The sequence below is a fragment of the Sphingobacterium spiritivorum ATCC 33861 genome (genome assembly GCF_000143765.1).
Lineage (GTDB): Bacteria > Bacteroidota > Bacteroidia > Sphingobacteriales > Sphingobacteriaceae > Sphingobacterium > Sphingobacterium spiritivorum.
This window is the reverse complement of the sequence record NZ_GL379772.1, coordinates 159,558-178,832: the sequence shown is the minus strand read 5'-3', so window position 1 is coordinate 178,832 and position 19,275 is coordinate 159,558. Positions and strand designations below refer to the sequence as shown.

Here is a 19,275-nt window from a genome sequence, read left to right as displayed (position 1 = left end):
TTGAAAAAGACATTTTATTTTATACGCCACGGACAAACAGATCTCAACCTCAAAGGGATCGTACAGGGAAGGGGAGTTAATTCTCCGCTTAATGATAACGGAAGAAAACAAGCTGATGCTTTTTATAAAGCTTACAAAGATGTACCCTTTGATAAGGTATATACTTCGACTTTGTTGCGTACTCACCAGACAGTAGCGCCTTTTATCGAGCAGGGATTAGACTGGGAACAGCTTATCGGACTGGATGAGATCAGTTGGGGAATTTATGAAGGTCGCGAACAGACTCCGGATATCATGTCGGGATTTGAAAAGGTTATACAGGCCTGGCGCAGCGGAGAACTGGATCTGAATATTGAGGATGGCGAATCGCCTAATCAGCTGGTGGAGCGTCAGAAGGAAGCTATCGCATATATGTTGGATCAGCCGGAAGAAAAGACTGTTCTGGTCTGTCTGCACGGACGTGCTTTGCGTATTCTGATGTGTGTCCTTACGGATACGGATGTATGTATGATGGATGATTTTCCACATACAAATACCGCACTTTATATTGTTGAATTTGAAAATGGCAAATTCAATGTCATAGATTATTATAATACCAAACATTTGGAAGAAATAGCCGAGCATGAATAAAATAAGAATATCTGCCGTATCCTATACCAATACATTGCCTTTTTTAAACGGAATTAATCATTCCGATATCAAAAATAAAATAGACCTTCGCGTAGACCATCCGAGTGCCTGTGCACAACGTGTGATTGATAATGAAGTGGATATGGGAATTATTCCCACAGCAGCTTTATTGAGTCTGCCGGAATATTATATCAATACGGATTTTTGTATCGGTACCGAAGGTGCGGTAGATTCGGTATTTATCTTTTCGCAGAAGCCTGCAGACCAGATTTCTTCTATTCTTCTGGACCCGCAGTCCCGTACTTCCAACGGACTCGCGCGTATTCTTTTGAAATATCATTGGAAACGGGATGTGGAGATTCTTACCGAAGGAGAAGCAGATGCTTATGTACTGATCGGTGATCGTACATTTGGTAAAAAAGGTACAGTTCCTTATGTATACGATATGGGATTGGAGTGGAAAAACTTTACGGGTCTGCCATTTGCTTTTGCTTTATGGGTTTCTAATAAGAAACTTCCGGAATCCTTCGTTGAAGAGTTTAATGAAGCCCTGAAGTATGGCGTAGAGCATGCAGAAGATGTGATAGCCGGTCTTCCTGTTTACGAAGGCATGGACTACAGACAATACCTGACGCAAAATCTGGATTTTCATTTAACAGATGCTAAACGTGAAGCAGTTGATCGCTATCTGGAGCTCTACAGATCATTATAAGCTAATGGTTATATAAAAGAATAGAAGGCTCCGGATTTTAATCCGGAGCCTTTTTAATTAGTTTCTCTCTCCTTTGTAAGGAGAGATGCCCGTAGGGCAGAGAGGTTTTGGTGGAATTCTAAAGACTACAGCGGCACAAGTAAGATTCATCTTAAGAAATAGATCAAAATCTCCATATTACAAAATGTTGGCGATGACGCCAACATACGCTGGTTGAAGCAAATGGATCAGCTTAACAAGTGTTTTGCAATATGCTCACCGTGCTGCCGTGCACCGCATCTTTCTCTCTCCTTTGTAAGGAGAGATGCCCGTAGGGCAGAGAGGTTCTGGTGGAATTCTAGAGATTGTAGCGGCACAAGCGGACGCTTGCGCCATAGAAGTGACACGGATCAAACCAGATTAATTCTCTCCTTTTCAAGGCCAGAGGTTATTGTATCAAAAGTTTGACGGTAACAGCTAACTGAATTTTAGTATTTTAGAATAACCAAATACGAAGTACTAAACCGAATATGATGAATGACACCGATTTTGATGTGATTGTAGTGGGCTCAGGTATCAGCGGAGGATGGGCTGCAAAGGAATTTTGTGAGAGGGGATTTAAAACGCTGGTAATCGAACGTGGCCGAATGGTCAAACATATCAAAGATTACCCTACAGCCAATACGGATCCCTGGCAATTTCCGCATCACAATGCCAAAACCCGTGAAATGATTGAACAAAATCCGGTGATCAGCAAACACTATAATTACAGCGAGGCTACACAGCATTTCTATATTAAAGATAAAGATCAGCCTTATATTCAGGAAAAGCCTTTTGACTGGATCAGAGGATATCAGGTCGGAGGTAAATCCTTGTTGTGGGCAAGACAAACCCAACGTTGGAGTGATTTTGAATTTAACAGGCCCTTACGTGACGGATTTGCGGTAGACTGGCCGATCCGTTACAGTGATTTAGCGCCATGGTACAGCCGTGTAGAAAAATTTGTAGGAATTTCAGGTGAAAGAGACAATATAGATAGTCTGCCGGATAGTGAAGTAGTCGGTGCATTTGAAATGAATGTGGTAGAAAAATATATCAAAGGGAAAATCAACACGCACTTTAAAGACAGACATGTGATAATAGGTCGTTGTGCGAATCTCGCAGAGTTAACCGAATTTCATCGTCAGCAGGGACGTATGAAATGTCAGGCACGCTCCCTTTGTGAGCGAGGATGTCCCTTTGGCGGTTACTTCAGTTCCAATGCTTCTACGTTGCCTTTTGCCGAGAAGACCGGTAATCTGACTTTAATGACAGATACCTTAGTGGAGTCAATTGTATATGATGAAGTGTCGAAGAAAGCTACTGCAGTACAGGTAATTGATGCCAGGACAAATCAAAGGAAACAGATTACAGCCAAAGTTATCTTTCTGAATAGTTCGACCCTTAACAGTAATCTGATTCTTATGAATTCGAGATCTGCAGCTTTCCCCAAAGGACTGGGAAACAGAAATGATATTCTGGGACGTTATATTGCTTTTCACAATTACAGAGGACGTATCTCTGCTACCATAGACGGATTTGAAGATGCATATCATTACGGCAGAAGACCAACCAATCTATATGTGCCGTCTTTCCGGAATCTGTACAGCAGAGATGCGGATTTTCAGGGAGGTTATATGATGACACTGGGGGCTTCCAGGTCGGGATGGAGCCGGAGTCTGGAAGGGCAGGAGTTGGGTGCAGCCTATAAAGATGCTCTGACTCAACCCGGCGGATGGTCTGTATATATGTCTTTACAGGGGGAGACCATTCCCATTTACGAGAATCATGTGCGCATCAGTGATACGGAAAAGGATCCTTATGGCATCCCTCAGCTTATTACTTCTGTTGCCTATACGGAGAATGATGACAAAATGATGCATGATTTCTTTAAGGAAGGGGTATCTATGTTAGAAAGAGCTGGTTGTAAGAATATTCAGCCTACAGATCATAAAATAACCGGTAACCGCACTCCGGGTCTTGAAGTGCATGAGGTGGGAGGTGTACGGATGGGACGTGACCCGCAGACTTCTATGTTGAATGCAAACAATCAATTGCACCATTGTCCGAATGTGTTTGTGACAGATGGCGCCTGTATGACTTCTATGGGGGTTCAGAACCCTTCATTGACCTTTATGGCGCTTACGGCAAGAGCAGCCAACTTCGCCGCAGATCAGCTTCGTGAAGGTATATTATAAGATGTTAAAATGCTTTATCATTGATTAATGTCACGGCTACGTTGGTCATCATACGTACACTTTCGGGAAGAATATCTTCATCGATATTAAAATGGGGATTGTGCAGTTCAGCTGTCAGATTCTTTTCCGGGCATTTTGTGCCGATCAGATAGAATGCCGCCGGATAATGCTTAGCATAATAGGCGAAATCTTCTGCAGCCATCCATAGATCCGTCTCTGTAATCTGCTCTGGAGCGAAAACTGAAAGGGCAGCTTTCTTTATTTTTTGAATCAGTAACTCATTATTGAATAAAGCCGGGTATCCTCTGCGGATTTCGACCTCTACTTCCGCACCCAGTGTTTGTGGAAGTTCTTTGATGATGTTTTCCATCAGGCTGAGGGCTTTTTCGCGCCAGGATTCATCCATAGTTCTGAAAGTACCCTCCAGATGGACGGTGTCAGGTATAACATTCGCAGCGCCGTTGGCAATTACCTTTCCAAAAGAAAGTACCGTGGGGATAGCCGGGTTGGCATACCGGGATACAATCTGCTGTAAGGTTACAATAAGTTGTGCAGAAATACTTACCGGATCTATATTCAGATGCGGTTGTGCACCATGGCCTCCCTTTCCTTTGATATCGATATACAATTCATCACTCGAGGCCATAAATTTTCCGGCACGGTACCCAAACTTTCCTACTTCAATTTTCGGAGAGACATGTTGTCCGATGACACCAATCAGGTTAGGTACATCCAGTACACCTGATGCGATTACAGCCTGTGCACCTCCCGGGATCTTTTCTTCCGCAGCCTGAAAGATCAGGATAATGTTGCCGTCTAACTGCTGTTCCATTTTCTTGAGTATAGTGGCTACACCCAGTAAAGTTGCTGTATGGAAATCATGTCCGCAAGCATGCATGATTCCTGTATGAAGTGATTTATAGACGACGTCATTTTCTTCAGTTATCGGCAATGCATCTATATCTGCACGTAATGCCAGTGTCCTGTCACTCTTGCCGTTTCCATTAATAAAACCAATGACACCTGTCTCCGAGACTGAGCGAAAAGGAATAGCTAATTGGGTGAGCATATCCGTGATATAACGGGTAGTTTCGTATTCCTGAAAAGAAAGTTCAGGATGTTGGTGAAGATGTCTTCTCCAGGTTACTATATCATCTGTTAATGCAGCTAAATGGATGTTTATCTGGTCTTTCATGTTGTTTAGGTTCAGGTAGAGGGTATCCGTCTCCGGGCTAAAAATATAATTATTTATGGAGATATGCTAAATAAACCTAATCATTAGCGCAATCCAGCCAATAATCATCAGTAATCCTCCAAGAGGAGTTACGGGACCTAAAAATCTTAAATTTTTCTTCCAGTACTCTGCAAAAGAAAGGAAGTAAATGCTTACCGAGAACAATAGTGTACCGGCTGTGATGGTATAGTATGCTGTTCTCTCGGATGGCAGATCAAAAGAAAGATTAAAACCAAGAATCAATAATGTCAGTGCTGCATACATCTGATAACGTACACCTGTCTCAAATGAAGCTAATTTTTCTTCACTTAATAATTTTTTAAAGGCATGCGCACCAAATGCACCCAGGATAATGCCGGATGACCCCAATATTGCTGCAGTAATAATAACCAGTTCTTTCATCTGTTTTGGATTTTTATGCTATCAAAGGTAGTAAAACCCTCTTATAAAGAATCAATAGAATCGTGCAGTTGAGGTGTTTTATTGTTTTGATCCATAAAACTGTATTGCAGATCCAGTAACTCTTTTTTAGCCGCAAAGTATTCAAATGAGATCAGGCTGGAATATAAAATTATACTATTCATGAGCAGATCTAAGTTTTCGTCGCTGTATGTCACACCGTTAAAATAAGACATCTCATCCGCCGAACTGTATTTTTCCAGTGTTTCTAATGTTTTTCCTGAAAATTCTTCCCTGATCATAGGGTTTTCGAGCAAGGTTTTGATCTCTTCTCTTAGTCTCACCTCTTTTCTGCTCAGGTCACTCAGTCTGGCAGTTATTTCTTCAAAAGGAGTCTGTTGAAAGGTGAATTTAGTGTCCTCTATAAGCTGCTTGTAAAAATCATATTTATCATTGAAGAGCTGATCGAGTTTGTAGAAATCATTATACTTCTTTTTGAGAACCGCTGCCTGTCCTGTTTCTTCTGCCTTCTTAATAAAGAATCGGTAGACATTCTTGTTGTATCGGATTATTTCTGCTTTTTTCTCTTCAATCTCCTGATTGATGCGTTCGATGAGTTGTGGTATATCATCAAGTGTGTATTTTGCATGATCGTAGTCAAAGGTTTTGATTGTATGCACTTCCTGTAATAAACTTTCGAGTGTAGCTTTGTCATTTTCAAGAGCTACGAGTTCATAGGTTGTATTGGCACGGGCACTCGAAAACAACTCTTCCGGTGTATATCCGGATTCCGGTTCTGTCCCGGCTTCTGCATCTTCAACCAGGGGGTTATTGTAATCATAAAATCCATTGTAGATCTTTTGGAAGGTATTGCGTTGATGTTTTTTGCAAAACTGTTCCATGAATTCATCATGGCTGAGGGTCGAAGTGACATCCGAATAGCTGACCCTGTCAAACAACTGCTTAGTAATTGTTTCACTCAGTTGTTCACGTTCTTCCAATAAGAGAAATGCAGGGCTGTTGACTGTATTCTCTTTATGGATATTGAGTTTGTCCAGAGCTGCTGCACGTTCCTGCATACTGGGGTGAGAAGCCCACTGATCTTTGATGTTTAATTTGGATTTGTTGTATTTGGTAGTGTCTTCCATCGTAATATGCGGAAGATCATGTTCAAATATGTAGTTGTTTTCTTTTCCCAGATATTCCATTACTCTGGCCTGTTCACTAAAAATATTCTGACTTCTGATATTGTCCGGTATTTTGGCGTCATAAAAAGTAAATACACTGTCCAATGCAAAATTGGCAAATTCCAGGCGCAGTAGCGAATGTTTAAGTGCTTGTGATCCTGCAACATTTGCGGCGATCTCGTCAGCATGAAATTCCATTTCACGGGACAAGGCCATGTAATTGATGTTGATATAGGTATACATTTTTTTCAACACCCACTGGATCCCGACAATGATACGTACAGCTAAACTGGTGAAAAACGCAAAATATCCGCTTGCATTGGACCAATTCTGAATCATACTTTCAAAGCCGGTATTGTTATACAACATATTATAAATGATCTGGTTGACATTGTACACGTAGCTGCCAACCTTCATGCTCTTTTGTGAAAAATGACCGAATTCATGGGCTAATATTGCTTTAAGCTCCTGCTGAGTCACTGCATTGATCAGTCCCACACCGATCTGCAAATTCTTTCTGATAGGAAAAAACATACTCCAAAAACTGGAATCATAAAATACGGAAGCATTTACTTCTGTAGACAGGTACACTTTTTTGGGAGAAGGGCTCTCTACCTCGGCTACTATTTCATCAATCATACGGAACAGTTGCGGATATTCTGTTCGCTTGATTTCTCTAAGATGACTCCGGTCTGTTTTATTGCGGATAAATATGAATTTGATAAGGAAAAAAAGTACCATAAAACCAATACTACCCAGGCCTATTCCGACCATAAATGTGAATATCATTGGACGGAGTACAATAATATAGATGCCTCCTGCCACACAGGCTACTGTCAATGCCACAGCAGATAATAAGAGAGCGAGATAAACAAAGGAGAAGAATATAATGGAGGTAATAGATTTTTTTCCGTATTTTCTGAAATTAGGAGAAACCTGTACATTCATAATGCTGATACAATTGATTTAAAACCCAAAATATACAACTTTTTTAAGTTATATGAAAATGATGTTTTAAATTTATTGTTACTTCCGGATTGACAGCATAAAAAAAGCGGAAGTATTGTTCTATACTTCCGCTTTTATATAACTAACTATTTATTTTACTGGTATCCCAGTAACTTCATTACCTGTTTGGAGTTCTGTTCTTCACCAAATACCTCATAGTTGAATGTTTCATCCCGGTTACGTCTTACCAGTACATGTTTGGGTGAAGGTAGTAAACAGTGATGAATACCGCCGTATCCACTCAATACATCCTGATATGCTCCCGTATGGAAGAAACCAAGGTATTGTACTTTACGTGTTTTTGGCATGAAAACGGAGTTCATATGCGCTTCCTGATTGTAATAATCCTGTCCGTCACAAGTGATACCTCCCAGATTGACACGTTCGTATTCTGAATCCCAGTTATTGATCGGCAATAAGATATATTTCTGATTCAGCGCCCATACATCAGGTAGATTGGTAATAAATGACCCATCGATCATAAACCATCTTTCACGGTCATTCTGTTGTTTACGGCCTAATACTTTATACAAAATACCGGATGCTTCAGCTACAGTGTATTTTCCGAATTCTGTAATAATATCCGGTTCCATAACTTCGTGGTGTGCACAGATCTGTTTGATACGGTTTACGATTTCATTGACCATGTACTCATAATCAAAGTCATGTACCAAAGAATCTTTGAAAGGCATACCTCCGCCGATATCCAAAGTATCCAGTTCAGGATTTATTTTTTTGAACTTACAGTAAAGTGTAACGTATTTCTCCAGCTCATTCCAGTAATAAGGGGTATCCGAAATACCTGAATTAATAAAGAAATGCAGCAGTTTAACTCTGAAATTCGGATTATCAGCGATCTTATTATTGTAAAAATCAATGATGTCTTCGCTGCGGATGCCTAGTCGGGAAGTATAAAACTGAGAATCCGGCTGTTCTTCCGATGCAATACGGATACCGAGGTTACAAGGCTCATCCAGCTCGATTTCATCATCATATAAGTTGAATTCTTCCTTATTATCCAATACCGGAATAATATTCTTGTACCCGTCATGAATCATATCAATGATATACTGTTTGTACTGATACGTTTTGAATCCGTTACAAATAACCGTGATATCTTTTGTCACCGTTCCTTGTCTTTCAAGTGTATCGATCATCGGCATATCAAAAGCAGATGAAGTCTCCAGGTGAATGTCATTTTTCAATGCTTCTTCAACTATATGCTTAAAATGCGATGATTTGGTACAATAGCAATATTTATATGAACCGCGGTAATTGTGTTTCAGAATTGCTGTCTGAAACAAGATTTTCGCTTGTTGGATTTTTTTGCTGACAATAGGTAAATAAGTAAAACGTAACGGTGTCCCGTACGTTTCTATCATTTCCATGAGATTCAGATCGTGAAAATACAATTCGTCGTCGATGATTTCGAATCCGTCTTGCGGAAAACCAACACTTAGGTCAAGAAATTCCTGATAGCTCTGCATTTTTTATTATTTTTGGCAAAGATATGCTTTCAATGCGAATACCTGAATAGTGAAGGCTATTTATTTATCGTTCAGTATCAGAAAGTTGTAAATATTACTTAATCATTACATGAGTCAATTCATAGAAAAAGCGCTTATAGACCATACGGTGCAAGCAGTACATGAGCTTTATCAGGCCGAAATCCAGCCTTCCCAGATCGCGTTACAGGAAACACGTAAGGAATTTGAAGGCCAGATCACTATTGTGGTTTTTCCGATCACTAAATTTTCTAAAAAGTCTCCTGAACAAACAGGAACAGAAGTAGGTGAGTTCTTACAATCCCGAATTCCGGAATTATCAGGATTCAATGTGATCAAAGGATTTCTCAATGTAAGTCTTTCGGATAACTATTGGATCGACCTGTTGAATTCAACACTTTTAGCTTCTGATTTCGGCTGCTTTCCGGCAAACGGCAAGAAACTGATGGTGGAGTATTCCTCGCCGAATACAAATAAACCTCTGCATCTGGGGCATATACGTAATAATCTTTTAGGTTATTCCGTCGCTGAAATACTCAAAGCTTACGGTTATGATGTGATCAAGGCTAATCTTGTCAATGACAGAGGTATTCATATCTGTAAATCTATGCTTGCCTGGCAGAAATTCGGAAACGGAGAAACGCCTGCATCTTCCGGATTAAAAGGAGATCATCTGGTGGGTAAGTATTATGTGATCTTTGATAAGGAATATAAAAAGCAGATCGACGAGCTGAAGGCTGAAGGACAGACAGAAGAAGAAGCGAAAAAGAATGCTCCTCTGATCCGTGAGGCACAGGAAATGCTTCAGCAATGGGAAGCCGGTGATCAACAAGTCATTCAGCTGTGGTCTACTATGAATGGTTGGGTATATTCGGGATTTGAAAAAACGTACAATCAGCTTGGTGTTGATTTTGATAAATATTATTATGAATCCAATACCTATCTGTTAGGTAAAGATATTATTCAGGAAGGTCTGGACAGCGGGGTTTTCTTTAAAAAAGAAGATAACTCGGTGTGGATAGATCTGACTGACGAAGGGCTGGATCAAAAGCTGGTATTGAGAGGTGACGGTACTTCGGTATACATTACACAGGATCTGGGTACAGCACAGCTGAAATATGACGAGTTCCATATGAATGAGTCCATATACGTTGTGGGCAATGAGCAGGATTATCACTTTAAAGTGTTGTTTCTGATTCTGAAAAAATTAGGTAAACCATGGGCTTCAGGTCTGTTTCACCTTTCTTATGGAATGGTGGATCTGCCTTCCGGCAAGATGAAATCCCGGGAAGGAACTGTTGTAGATGCGGATGATCTGATGTCCGAAATGGTTGAGACGGCAAAAGAGCGGACAGAGGAACTGGGTAAAACAGATGGTTTCTCGGAGACTGAAAAAGCTGAACTGTACAATACAATCGGCATGGGAGCACTGAAGTATTTTCTGCTGAAAGTAGATCCTAAAAAACGACTTTTATTTGATCCGAATGAGTCTGTCGACTTTCAGGGACACACAGGACCATTTATTCAGTATACACATGCGCGGATTAAATCGGTGTTAAACAAAGCTGGCTTCTCGGAAGCAACTCCTGTTACTAAACCGGCTTCTATCTCATCCTATGAGCGGGATCTGATCCAGGTATTGGGAAATTTTCCTGTTGTTATCGAGGCTTCTGCCACGGAATTCAGTCCTGCACAATTGGCCAATTATATCTATGATGTGGCTAAACTGTATAATAAATTTTATCATGAGGAAAGTATTCTGAAAGCAGAGGTGGAAGAAGTGAAAAATTTCCGTCTTCACTTATCTGCAACGGCAGCCAGAGTCATTTCAAAAGGAATGAATCTGTTGGGAATACAAGTTCCGGAAAGAATGTAATCAATTTGTATATGAAGCTCAGTTACTCAAAAGAGGGGCTTCATATACGTTCTGTCAAGGCAAGATCCCTGGTGTCATGTCTGCAGGAAAAATATAATGCGTATCAATAATTGTATTCAATGAAAAAGATTGGTGTAGGATTAGTTGGATTTGGGATCTCCGGTCAGGTGTTTCATGCGCCTGTAATGCGGGGCGTAGCGGAATTGGAACTGCTCAAAGTAACAGCCCGTAAACCTGAACAACAGGCGATTTTACACGCTAAATATCCGCAGGTAGAGATTGTGCAGACAATAGACGATATTTTAGCTGACGACCGTATCGAACTGGTGGTCATTGCCACGTCCAATGATATGCATTATCCGTTTGTAAAGCAGGCACTGGAAGCCGGGAAGCATGTTGTTGTAGAAAAACCGTTTACGAATACAACCGTGCAGGCAGACGAACTGATTGCACTGGCAAAATCAAAAGGATTGCAACTGGCTGTGTATCATAACCTCCGTTTTAATTCCGATTACCGTACGGTTGAAAAGGTCGTTAAGAGTGGTGAACTCGGACCTGTTGTCAATTTAGAGAGTCGTTATGACCGGTTCAGAAACTATTTGCGACCGAATGCATGGCGTGAAAATAATCTTCCCGGATCAGGGATATTCTATGATCTGGGGGCTCATCAGATTGATCAGACGCTACAACTCTTTGGAAAACCAACAGGAGTTTTTGCAGACTTAGCCATTCAGCGCACCGGAGCACAGGCTGTTGACAGTTTTGATCTGTTACTGTATTATCCTAATCTGCGGGTATCATTAAAGGCGTCCATGCTGGCAAAGGAAGAAACGACCCGCTACCTCATCTTCGGTCTCAATGGTACTTTTACAAAGAATGGTTCGGATCCGCAGGAAACTTTGCTGCGCGCCGGGCATTTTCCGGATGAAGATCCGCATTGGGGAGAAGAAGATCCTTCCATCTATGGGAAACTGAATATATTGAAAGACGGGGAAGATATTTCTAAAATCATTCCCTCCGAAAAGGGAAGTTATCTGGATTTTTACAGAAATGTTGTGGATGCTATCCGGGGTGCTGCTCCCTTGATTGTACAGCCTGAGCAGGCACGTGATGTCATCCGTATCATTGAGCTTGGCTATCAAAGCCAGCAGGAAAGACGTGTGATTCCTGTCGAAGATCAGCTGATCGCTTACTAATTATGCAATATGATGCTGTAATTATAGGAGGGGGTGCCTGCGGACTGATGTGCGCTGTACAGGCAGGTTTATTGGGTAAGAAGACGCTGATCCTGGAGCGTAACAATAAACCCGGAGCCAAAATTCTGATTTCAGGCGGAGGTCGTTGTAATTATACCAATCTGGGAACTACTCCTGCTAACTTTGTAACACAGAATCCGGACTTTTTACATGGCATATTCAAGCGCTGGACTGTAGATGATACGGTCCGTTTTTTTGAGTCTTATGGTATTTTCGGGCAGGAAAAGACATTAGGTCAACTTTTTCCGATCACTAATAAAGCTAAAGATATTGTTGGCGTATTTACAAATCTTATGTTTGAGACCGGACAGGATATCTGGCTGGATAGCCTGGTAAAGTCTGTGGATCAGGCAGACGGAGGTTTCCGTATCTGTGTCGATACACCTTCAGAGGAAAAAACTTTGAAAACTGCGAAGGTTGTTATGGCCAGCGGAGGACTTCCGGTACAGAAGCTGGGTGCATCTGATTTTGCATTGAGGCTGGCACGTAGATTTGAATTAGCTATTGTTCCCACAGCTCCGGCATTGGTTCCCTTGACCATCACCGGCAAAGATGCTGAATGGTATGCCTCCCTTTCGGGAAACAGTGTTTTCTCAAGAGTATATAATAAAGAGATCAGCTTTGAGGAAAACATCTTATTCACACATTGGGGCCTGAGTGGCCCGGCTATTCTGCAGATTTCTTCTTATTGGCGGGCCGGACAGGAATTTACAATAGATTTGTTGCCGCAATTCAGTATGGAGCAAATCATAAAAGATGAGCGCAACAGCGGTGGTAAGCGACTATTGTCTCAGGTGCTGAATGATTATTTTACCCGCAAGATGGTAGATGCTTTTGGTAAATTTTTGCCGTTGACGACCAAAATTGCTTCTTTGAGTAAGGCAGATGCAAAGCTGATTGTAGAAACGATTCACCGTTTTCAAGTGAAGCCTGCAGGTGACAAGGGATATGACAAGGCTGAAGTGATGCGGGGCGGGGTGGATACAAATGAGCTAAATTCATCCACTCTGGAATCAAAGCGGATTCCCGGATTATACTTTGGCGGGGAAGCTGTGGATGTGACAGGCTGGCTTGGCGGATATAATTTTCAATGGGCATGGGCATCAGCCTATACCATTGCTCAGGCGATCTGACCGCAGGGTTCAGCTTTTCGGTTAGTATGGATAAAAATCACTGCTCTGATTTTTTCTAATACTTACTTCTTCTTAACGATTCCTCATTTAAAAGTCTTACTTTTGCTGCTGAAGCAAACTGGTTCTATCGCTGTTCCGATTATTCGGGAAAGAGGAAAGTCCGGGCAACACAGAGCAACTCACTTCCTAACGGGAAGGCTCCGCTCAGGCGGAGACAGCAAGTGCCACAGAAAATATACCGCCTTGTCTTTGACAGGTAAGGGTGAAAACGTGAGGTAAGAGCTCACGGTATTGCATGGCGACATGGATTACGGTAAACCTTGAGTGTTGAAAGACCAAATAGGTTACGAAACCCGAAGGCTGCTCGTCTTCTTTTACTTCGGTAAAATTCGTAATGGGTAGGTTGATGGAGTCTGTCAGCAATGGCAGATCTAGATAAATGATAGAAAACCGATTTTTCGGTGTACAGAACCCGGCTTATAAGGTTTGCTTCCTTTTTTGAATATTGCCCCTAAATTCTTAATTTGTACACGACAATTAGATAGAAGAGAGTTACCTCATATGACTACAATATTAATAATAGACGACGAACGTGCAATAAGAAGTACGCTGAGAGAGATTTTAGAATACGAAGATTATAAGGTTTTTGATGCAGATAATGCTCTTGACGGTCTTGAAATTCTTAAAAAGGAAAAAATTGATCTGGTACTTTGTGATATTAAAATGGAAAAAATGGACGGTCTGGAGGCGCTTACATTTGCGCAGACACTTAAGCCTGAAGTTCCTTTTATTATGATATCCGGTCATGGGACAGTGGAAACTGCAGTGGAGGCTACTAAAAAGGGTGCGTATGATTTTCTTTCTAAACCACTGGATCTGAACAGAATCCTGATTACGGTGCGCAATGCGCTGGAAAGAGGATCTCTTGTAGAGGAAACCAAAGTTCTGAAGAAAAAAGTATCCAGTTCCAAAACCAAAGAGATACTCGGTAGTTCGGATACCATCTCCAAGATTAAAGAAACGATAGAACGTGTTGCGCCTACAGAGGCAAGAGTATTGATCACCGGAGAGAATGGGTCGGGTAAGGAGCTTGTTGCCAGATGGCTGCATGAAAAATCCAATCGCTCATCCTTACCGCTGATCGAAGTCAACTGTGCTGCGATTCCTTCTGAACTTATCGAATCGGAATTATTCGGACACGAAAAAGGCTCCTTTACCTCTGCGGTAAAACAACGTATCGGTAAATTTGAGCAGGCCAGTGGCGGAACTTTATTTCTGGATGAGATCGGAGATATGAGCTTATCAGCTCAGGCAAAAGTATTGAGAGCTTTACAGGAACATAAGATTACACGTGTAGGAGGGGAGAAAGAGATCGATGTCAATGTACGTGTGATTGCGGCGACTAATAAGGATCTGTTGAAGGAGATTGATGCCGGTAACTTCCGAATGGACCTGTACCACCGTCTGAGTGTGATCCTTATCCATGTGCCGCCTTTGTCTCAGCGTACTGATGATATCCCGACAATAGCAAACAGCTTTTGTGAGGAAATCTGCGGCGACTACAATATGCCGGTCAAGAAGATCACCATGGAAGCTATGAAAGCTCTTCAATCTCTACCGTGGACAGGTAATATTCGTGAGCTTCGCAATATGGTGGAACGCCTGATCATCTTAAGTGATAAGTCGATCACAGATGCAGATGTACTGACTTACGCTAATCCATCTATTGTCAATCCTGCTAATGGTTCTTCTGCAGGAAATGAAACGGGTAAAGCGGTTGACTATAAAGGCATATTCGAACGTTTTGAATCTTTTCAGGACTTTAAAGATCATGCTGAAAAGGAATTTATCAACTTCAAACTGGATAAAAACAGCTGGAATGTTTCCAAAACGGCTGATGATATCGGTATCCAGCGAAGCCATTTGTATAGTAAAATAGAAAAATTCGGTCTTAAAAGAGACTAATACTTATACAAAAGGGGATCAAAATAAAATTTGATCCCCTTATTGCTTGCAAATAATGAATGGAAATTTTAATCGTTAAATCTCCGCTTTTGCTTGTTATAAAGTGTAAAAACAACAACTGCTATAAGTATAAGACCAATAACTAAATATCCTAAGGTGGAATGATCTTGTCTATCCGTCTCATGCTGAGCAAATACGAAATTTGCTATTCCCATCATTAAAATTAATAACCACGCTCTCATAATAAAATTTAGTTTGTAAACGTAGGAATTTACAATTTTAATGCCATACCTGCAATATTGAAATTGTAACTTTTTAGATACAATAAAAATGCGCCTTTTACTTTTATAAAAGACGCATTTGTAAAAATGGTTACTTCCATTTCGGAAGTAACGGGTTGGTTTATGGTGAGTTGCCTCTTATGCGATTTCAGCTATGAATACACCATCTTTTTTGATGTCATTCAGATGAGTTATAATGTGCTTAAGATTGATCTTTCCAATAACATATTTGAAGTTATCAGCATAATAACGCTCACTGATTGAGCTAAAGTTTAATTTGTTAATAAGTACATCGTCTTCATATCTTAAATATATGTTCAATTCATAGTCAGTACTGTAGGAAAGTTCCTGAGCCTCGAGGTGCTTCTTATACTCGTATCTGTAATCATAACGCAGTGCAGTAATGTCTGAGAGTACTGCTGAACCTGTGGGATGACCACCAGCACCTTTTCCATAGAAGAATTGTTCGTCCGCAAATGCTGCTTTTACCAGTACGCCGTTGTTTTCATTCTCGACATTGTATAGCATATTATCTTTACCAATAAATTTTGGCAGAACATATAACACTACCTGTGCATTATTGATCTCCTTGGCCAATGGCACAAGTTTCAGTTTGTAGCCCTTCTCTTTTGCAAAGCGGATATCCTGCTGATCCAGTTTATCTATGCCGATATTTAAAATATTATCCGGTTTGATATATAGTCCGTAAGCATGTGAAGCTACAATAGCAAGTTTGTATTTAGGGTCATATCCTCCTACATCGAGTGTAGGATCTGTCTCTGCAAATCCCAGTTCCTGTGCTTTTTTTAATGCTGTATCATAACTTTGATTTTCGTTAAAAATCTTGGACAGAATATAGTTGGATGATCCGTTGAAGATGCCACTTACCGAATGCAAAAGTTCATTGTCATAATATTCTTCCAGGTTGCGGATAATAGGAATACTTCCGCAGACAGCTCCTTCATAAAGCAGACTTGTACCTGTCTGTTGCTGGATCTCTGTAAGTTCTTCCAGATGTGTTGCAATCATTTTTTTATTTGCTGATACCACATTTTTTCCGGACTTAAGCGCTGTCACTGTAAACTGGTAAGCAGCTTCTGCATCGTCAATTAGTTCGACAACTGTATTGATCTCCGGATCGTCCAGTATGGCAGCAGGATCTGTTGTAAATAATTCTGCAGGCAGAGAACGTTTCTTGTCTGCGTTTTTGATCACAAATTTTTTGATCTCTAAATTTAAATTCTTCGTTTTTATTATATCATAAAGGCCTTGTCCTACTACCCCAAACCCAAACATGCCTAGTGTTAATTTCTTACTCATTTGTTTTTAATAATATCTTTTAATCTTATGCTGTTGTTAATTCTATTGATTTATCTTCTGCAAATTGTGCTGCCAGGAATCCGGAGATGATTTGAGAAAGTGTTTTTGTCTCTATCAAAAAGCCATCATGTCCATACAGGGAATCCAGCTGATAGTATTCGGCTCCTGTAATGTGCTGCGCAATGAATTGTTGCTCTGCCGGTGGAAATAATACATCTGTCGTGATACCGATGACCAGAGTTTTTTGCTTTAATTGCTGCAATGTCTGTGTGGCAGAAACACGGCCGCGTCCCAGATGATGACTGTCCATTGCTTTAGACAAAAACCAATAGCTGTAGGCATTGAAGCGGTTAACCAGTTTATCTCCCTGATAGCTTTGGTAAGAGGAAGCCTTGTACTGCTCTGTTTTTTCAATATCAGATTCTGCCTGTGTTGCTGCATAGGTATCATATGAGCGATAGGATAGCAGCGCCAGGCTTCTGGCTGCTTTCAATCCTTTGGATCCGCCATCAGGTTTGTTGGCATAAAAGGTACGGTCAGCAGTGATCGCCAATCGTTGACTTTCATTATACGCTATACCCCATGGTGAATGCACGGCATTGGTCGCGATGACTATAAGATGGGAGATGTCGATCTGTGCGGAAGCTGCCCATTCCAGTGCCTGCTGTCCTCCCAGTGAACCGCCGATGAGGATGTCGATCTTCTGTATTTCCAGATGATCGGCCAGCAACTGATTTGCCTGAACAATATCGCGTACTGTAAACTGTGGAAAGGATAAGTAATAAGGCTGGTCTGTCTGTGGATTGACAGATAAGGGGCCTGAAGATCCATAGTGGGAACCCAGTACATTGGCACAAACAATAAAATAATCCCGGGGATTGAAAAGATCGTTTTCTCCAAATAGTCCTTTCCACCAATCAAACACATCGGAATTTGCCGTCAGGGCATGGCATACCCAGACGACATTATCTCTATCCGCATTTAACTTTCCATAGGTATGGTAGGCAATCTGCAGATCATCGATCTGCCTGCCATTCTCAAATACAAATGGTTCCGTATATTTAAAAGTTTTGCTACTCATGTATGCTTTATTGTATTGTCCCCTGTGAAGGGGATTACATATTATCCGAAAAATAGATACTTTACAGACCTGTAGTAGTCTGTACGGTCTTTTTATTTAATCTTTTCAAATGCTTGCTGAAGATCCGCTTTGATATCATCAATATGTTCGATACCGACAGAGATTCTCAATAAACCCGGATATACTCCGGCACCGATCTGTGCTTCTTCGCTCAATTGCTGATGTGTAGTGGCTGCAGGGTGAATAATCAGGGATTTGGTATCTCCGACATTGGCCAGGTGACTGATCAGCTGCAGACTGTCAATAAATTCGTTTGCTTTTTGAGGATCTCCTTTAATCGCAAAGGAAAGTACGCTTCCGAATCCGTTGCGTAGATATTTTTGTGCATTGTTGTGGTACGGAGAGCTTTTTAATCCCGGATAGCTTACTTTTTCTACCTGAGGATGTGCTTCCAGCCATTGTGCCACTTCCAGTGCATTATCTACATGGCGTTGTACACGCAGAGACAATGTTTCAAGACCCTGTAACAATAAGAAGGAATTGAAAGGAGAGAGTGCGGGACCAAAGTCGCGAAGACCTTCAACACGTGCGCGGATCGCAAACTGGATGTTTCCGAAAGGACCATCAGGACCAAATACATCTGCGAAAACCAATCCGTGGTATCCTTCAGAAGGTTCTGAAAATTGTTTGAATTTACCATTACCCCAGTTGTAATTCCCACCGTCAACAATGACACCACCAATACTGGTACCATGTCCGCCGATCCATTTCGTAGCCGATTCAACGACTACATGTGCTCCGTGCTCCAATGGTTTGAACAGGTAACCTCCCGCACCAAATGTATTGTCTACAATCAAGGGAATATCATATTTCTTGGCTACTGCTGCGATTTTTTCAAAATCAGGAATGTTGAAACTCGGATTACCGATGGTCTCGATATAGATAGCTTTGGTTTTGTCGTCGATAAGTGATTCGATGTGTTCAGCTTCGCTGTCCTGTGCAAAACGAACGTCTATACCTAATCTTTTAAAAGCAACTTTAAACTGATTGTAAGTCCCACCGTAAAGATTGGATCCGGCAACAAAGTTTTCTCCGCTTTCGAGAATATTATTCAGTGCAATAAACTGAGCTGCCTGTCCTGATGCGACTGCGACAGCTGCTACTCCGCCTTCTAATGCAGCAATACGTTTTTCAAATACATCTGTTGTCGGATTCATGATACGGGTGTAGATATTGCCGAATTGTTTCAGGGCAAATAAGTTGGCACCATGTTCCGCGTTTTCAAATACATAAGATGTGGTCTGGTATATAGGTACTGCTCTCGATCCTGTAGTCGGATCTGCTACCTGACCTGCATGTACCTGTAGTGTTTCGAATTTTAAGTTTGTATTTTCTGACATTTCTTTGGAAGTTTAAAATTGTAATGAAATTATTAATTAAAAGAATACACTTGTTGCTGCTCACTCCTGTGT

The 19,275-nt window shown here is 41.1% G+C and carries 14 protein-coding genes and 1 other RNA gene; 8 read left to right on the top strand and 7 right to left on the bottom strand.

The window, feature by feature from the left end; all coding sequences use genetic code 11:
* From HMPREF0766_RS15310 to HMPREF0766_RS15300, 3 genes are all read left to right on the top strand, one after another.
* Nucleotides 1-630, top strand: a complete 630-nt coding sequence (locus tag HMPREF0766_RS15310) for a histidine phosphatase family protein (protein ID WP_002999073.1) — start codon at nt 1-3, stop codon at nt 628-630.
* On the top strand, nt 623-1,342 hold the full coding sequence (locus HMPREF0766_RS15305) for a menaquinone biosynthetic enzyme MqnA/MqnD family protein (RefSeq protein WP_002999071.1): 720 nt from the start codon (nt 623-625) through the stop codon (nt 1,340-1,342). Before HMPREF0766_RS15310 ends, HMPREF0766_RS15305 begins: the two co-directional genes overlap by 8 nt.
* Nucleotides 1,343-1,851: 509 nt before the next feature.
* On the top strand, nt 1,852-3,558 hold the full coding sequence (locus HMPREF0766_RS15300) for a GMC oxidoreductase (protein WP_002999067.1): 1,707 nt from the start codon (nt 1,852-1,854) through the stop codon (nt 3,556-3,558).
* A 4-nt stretch (nt 3,559-3,562) separates the two neighbouring features.
* Here HMPREF0766_RS15300 and HMPREF0766_RS15295 read toward each other — a convergent pair whose 3' ends face one another.
* The 4 genes from HMPREF0766_RS15295 to HMPREF0766_RS15280 form a co-directional block, all read right to left on the bottom strand.
* Complete coding sequence (locus HMPREF0766_RS15295) at nt 3,563-4,753, bottom strand: M20 metallopeptidase family protein (protein ID WP_002999064.1); 1,191 nt, start codon at nt 4,751-4,753, stop codon at nt 3,563-3,565.
* A gap of 66 nt (nt 4,754-4,819) precedes the next feature.
* The gene (locus HMPREF0766_RS15290) at nt 4,820-5,194 is read right to left on the bottom strand and encodes a DUF423 domain-containing protein (protein ID WP_002999061.1); all 375 of its coding nucleotides are present in this window, start codon (nt 5,192-5,194) and stop codon (nt 4,820-4,822) included.
* A gap of 41 nt (nt 5,195-5,235) precedes the next feature.
* Entirely contained in the window at nt 5,236-7,326 is a 2,091-nt protein-coding gene (locus HMPREF0766_RS15285; protein WP_002999058.1) for a M48 family metalloprotease, read from the bottom strand.
* A gap of 155 nt (nt 7,327-7,481) precedes the next feature.
* Nucleotides 7,482-8,873, bottom strand: coding sequence for an arginine decarboxylase (locus HMPREF0766_RS15280; protein ID WP_002999056.1), 1,392 nt, complete (start codon nt 8,871-8,873; stop codon nt 7,482-7,484).
* A 109-nt stretch (nt 8,874-8,982) separates the two neighbouring features.
* Here HMPREF0766_RS15280 and argS point away from each other — a divergent pair, with 109 nt between their 5' ends.
* The 5 genes from argS (at nt 8,983) to HMPREF0766_RS15260 (ending at nt 15,121) form a co-directional block, all read left to right on the top strand.
* A complete protein-coding gene (argS, locus tag HMPREF0766_RS15275) occupies nt 8,983-10,767 on the top strand; it encodes an arginine--tRNA ligase (RefSeq protein WP_002999055.1) in 1,785 nt (594 codons plus the stop codon).
* 119 nt (nt 10,768-10,886) lie between these two features.
* Nucleotides 10,887-11,963, top strand: a complete 1,077-nt coding sequence (locus HMPREF0766_RS15270; RefSeq protein ID WP_002999054.1) for a Gfo/Idh/MocA family oxidoreductase — start codon at nt 10,887-10,889, stop codon at nt 11,961-11,963.
* A gap of 2 nt (nt 11,964-11,965) precedes the next feature.
* Nucleotides 11,966-13,156, top strand: a complete 1,191-nt coding sequence (locus HMPREF0766_RS15265) for a BaiN/RdsA family NAD(P)/FAD-dependent oxidoreductase (protein ID WP_002999052.1) — start codon at nt 11,966-11,968, stop codon at nt 13,154-13,156.
* A gap of 111 nt (nt 13,157-13,267) precedes the next feature.
* An RNA gene (rnpB, locus tag HMPREF0766_RS21960) (RNase P RNA component class A) lies at nt 13,268-13,652 on the top strand.
* Nucleotides 13,653-13,717: 65 nt separating this feature from the next.
* On the top strand, nt 13,718-15,121 hold the full coding sequence (locus HMPREF0766_RS15260) for a sigma-54-dependent transcriptional regulator (protein WP_002999050.1): 1,404 nt from the start codon (nt 13,718-13,720) through the stop codon (nt 15,119-15,121).
* 419 nt (nt 15,122-15,540) lie between these two features.
* Here the strand turns inward: HMPREF0766_RS15260 and HMPREF0766_RS15255 are convergent, their stop codons facing one another.
* The 3 genes from HMPREF0766_RS15255 to HMPREF0766_RS15245 all read right to left on the bottom strand — a co-directional run bounded on the left by HMPREF0766_RS15255 (nt 15,541) and on the right by HMPREF0766_RS15245 (nt 19,203).
* Nucleotides 15,541-16,722 carry a homoserine dehydrogenase gene (locus tag HMPREF0766_RS15255; protein ID WP_002999044.1) on the bottom strand — a complete coding sequence of 394 codons (1,182 nt, stop codon included), beginning with the start codon at nt 16,720-16,722 and terminating at the stop codon, nt 15,541-15,543.
* A gap of 25 nt (nt 16,723-16,747) precedes the next feature.
* Entirely contained in the window at nt 16,748-17,803 is a 1,056-nt protein-coding gene (locus HMPREF0766_RS15250) for a homoserine O-acetyltransferase family protein (protein ID WP_002999041.1), read from the bottom strand.
* Between the two features lie 92 nt (nt 17,804-17,895).
* Complete coding sequence (locus tag HMPREF0766_RS15245; protein ID WP_002999039.1) at nt 17,896-19,203, bottom strand: O-acetylhomoserine aminocarboxypropyltransferase/cysteine synthase family protein; 1,308 nt, start codon at nt 19,201-19,203, stop codon at nt 17,896-17,898.
* Between the last annotated feature and the right edge of the window lie 72 nt (nt 19,204-19,275).

Coding starts and splice junctions, on each gene's coding strand:
- HMPREF0766_RS15305 (WP_002999071.1), top strand. CDS start 623: ATGAATAAAATAAGAATATCTGCCGTATCCTATACCAATACATTGCCT.
- HMPREF0766_RS15300 (WP_002999067.1), top strand. CDS start 1,852: ATGATGAATGACACCGATTTTGATGTGATTGTAGTGGGCTCAGGTATC.
- HMPREF0766_RS15295 (WP_002999064.1), bottom strand. CDS start 4,753: ATGAAAGACCAGATAAACATCCATTTAGCTGCATTAACAGATGATATA.
- HMPREF0766_RS15290 (WP_002999061.1), bottom strand. CDS start 5,194: ATGAAAGAACTGGTTATTATTACTGCAGCAATATTGGGGTCATCCGGC.
- HMPREF0766_RS15285 (WP_002999058.1), bottom strand. CDS start 7,326: ATGAATGTACAGGTTTCTCCTAATTTCAGAAAATACGGAAAAAAATCT.
- HMPREF0766_RS15280 (WP_002999056.1), bottom strand. CDS start 8,873: ATGCAGAGCTATCAGGAATTTCTTGACCTAAGTGTTGGTTTTCCGCAA.
- argS (WP_002999055.1), top strand. CDS start 8,983: ATGAGTCAATTCATAGAAAAAGCGCTTATAGACCATACGGTGCAAGCA.
- HMPREF0766_RS15270 (WP_002999054.1), top strand. CDS start 10,887: ATGAAAAAGATTGGTGTAGGATTAGTTGGATTTGGGATCTCCGGTCAG.
- HMPREF0766_RS15265 (WP_002999052.1), top strand. CDS start 11,966: ATGCAATATGATGCTGTAATTATAGGAGGGGGTGCCTGCGGACTGATG.
- HMPREF0766_RS15260 (WP_002999050.1), top strand. CDS start 13,718: ATGACTACAATATTAATAATAGACGACGAACGTGCAATAAGAAGTACG.
- HMPREF0766_RS15255 (WP_002999044.1), bottom strand. CDS start 16,722: ATGAGTAAGAAATTAACACTAGGCATGTTTGGGTTTGGGGTAGTAGGA.
- HMPREF0766_RS15250 (WP_002999041.1), bottom strand. CDS start 17,803: ATGAGTAGCAAAACTTTTAAATATACGGAACCATTTGTATTTGAGAAT.
- HMPREF0766_RS15245 (WP_002999039.1), bottom strand. CDS start 19,203: ATGTCAGAAAATACAAACTTAAAATTCGAAACACTACAGGTACATGCA.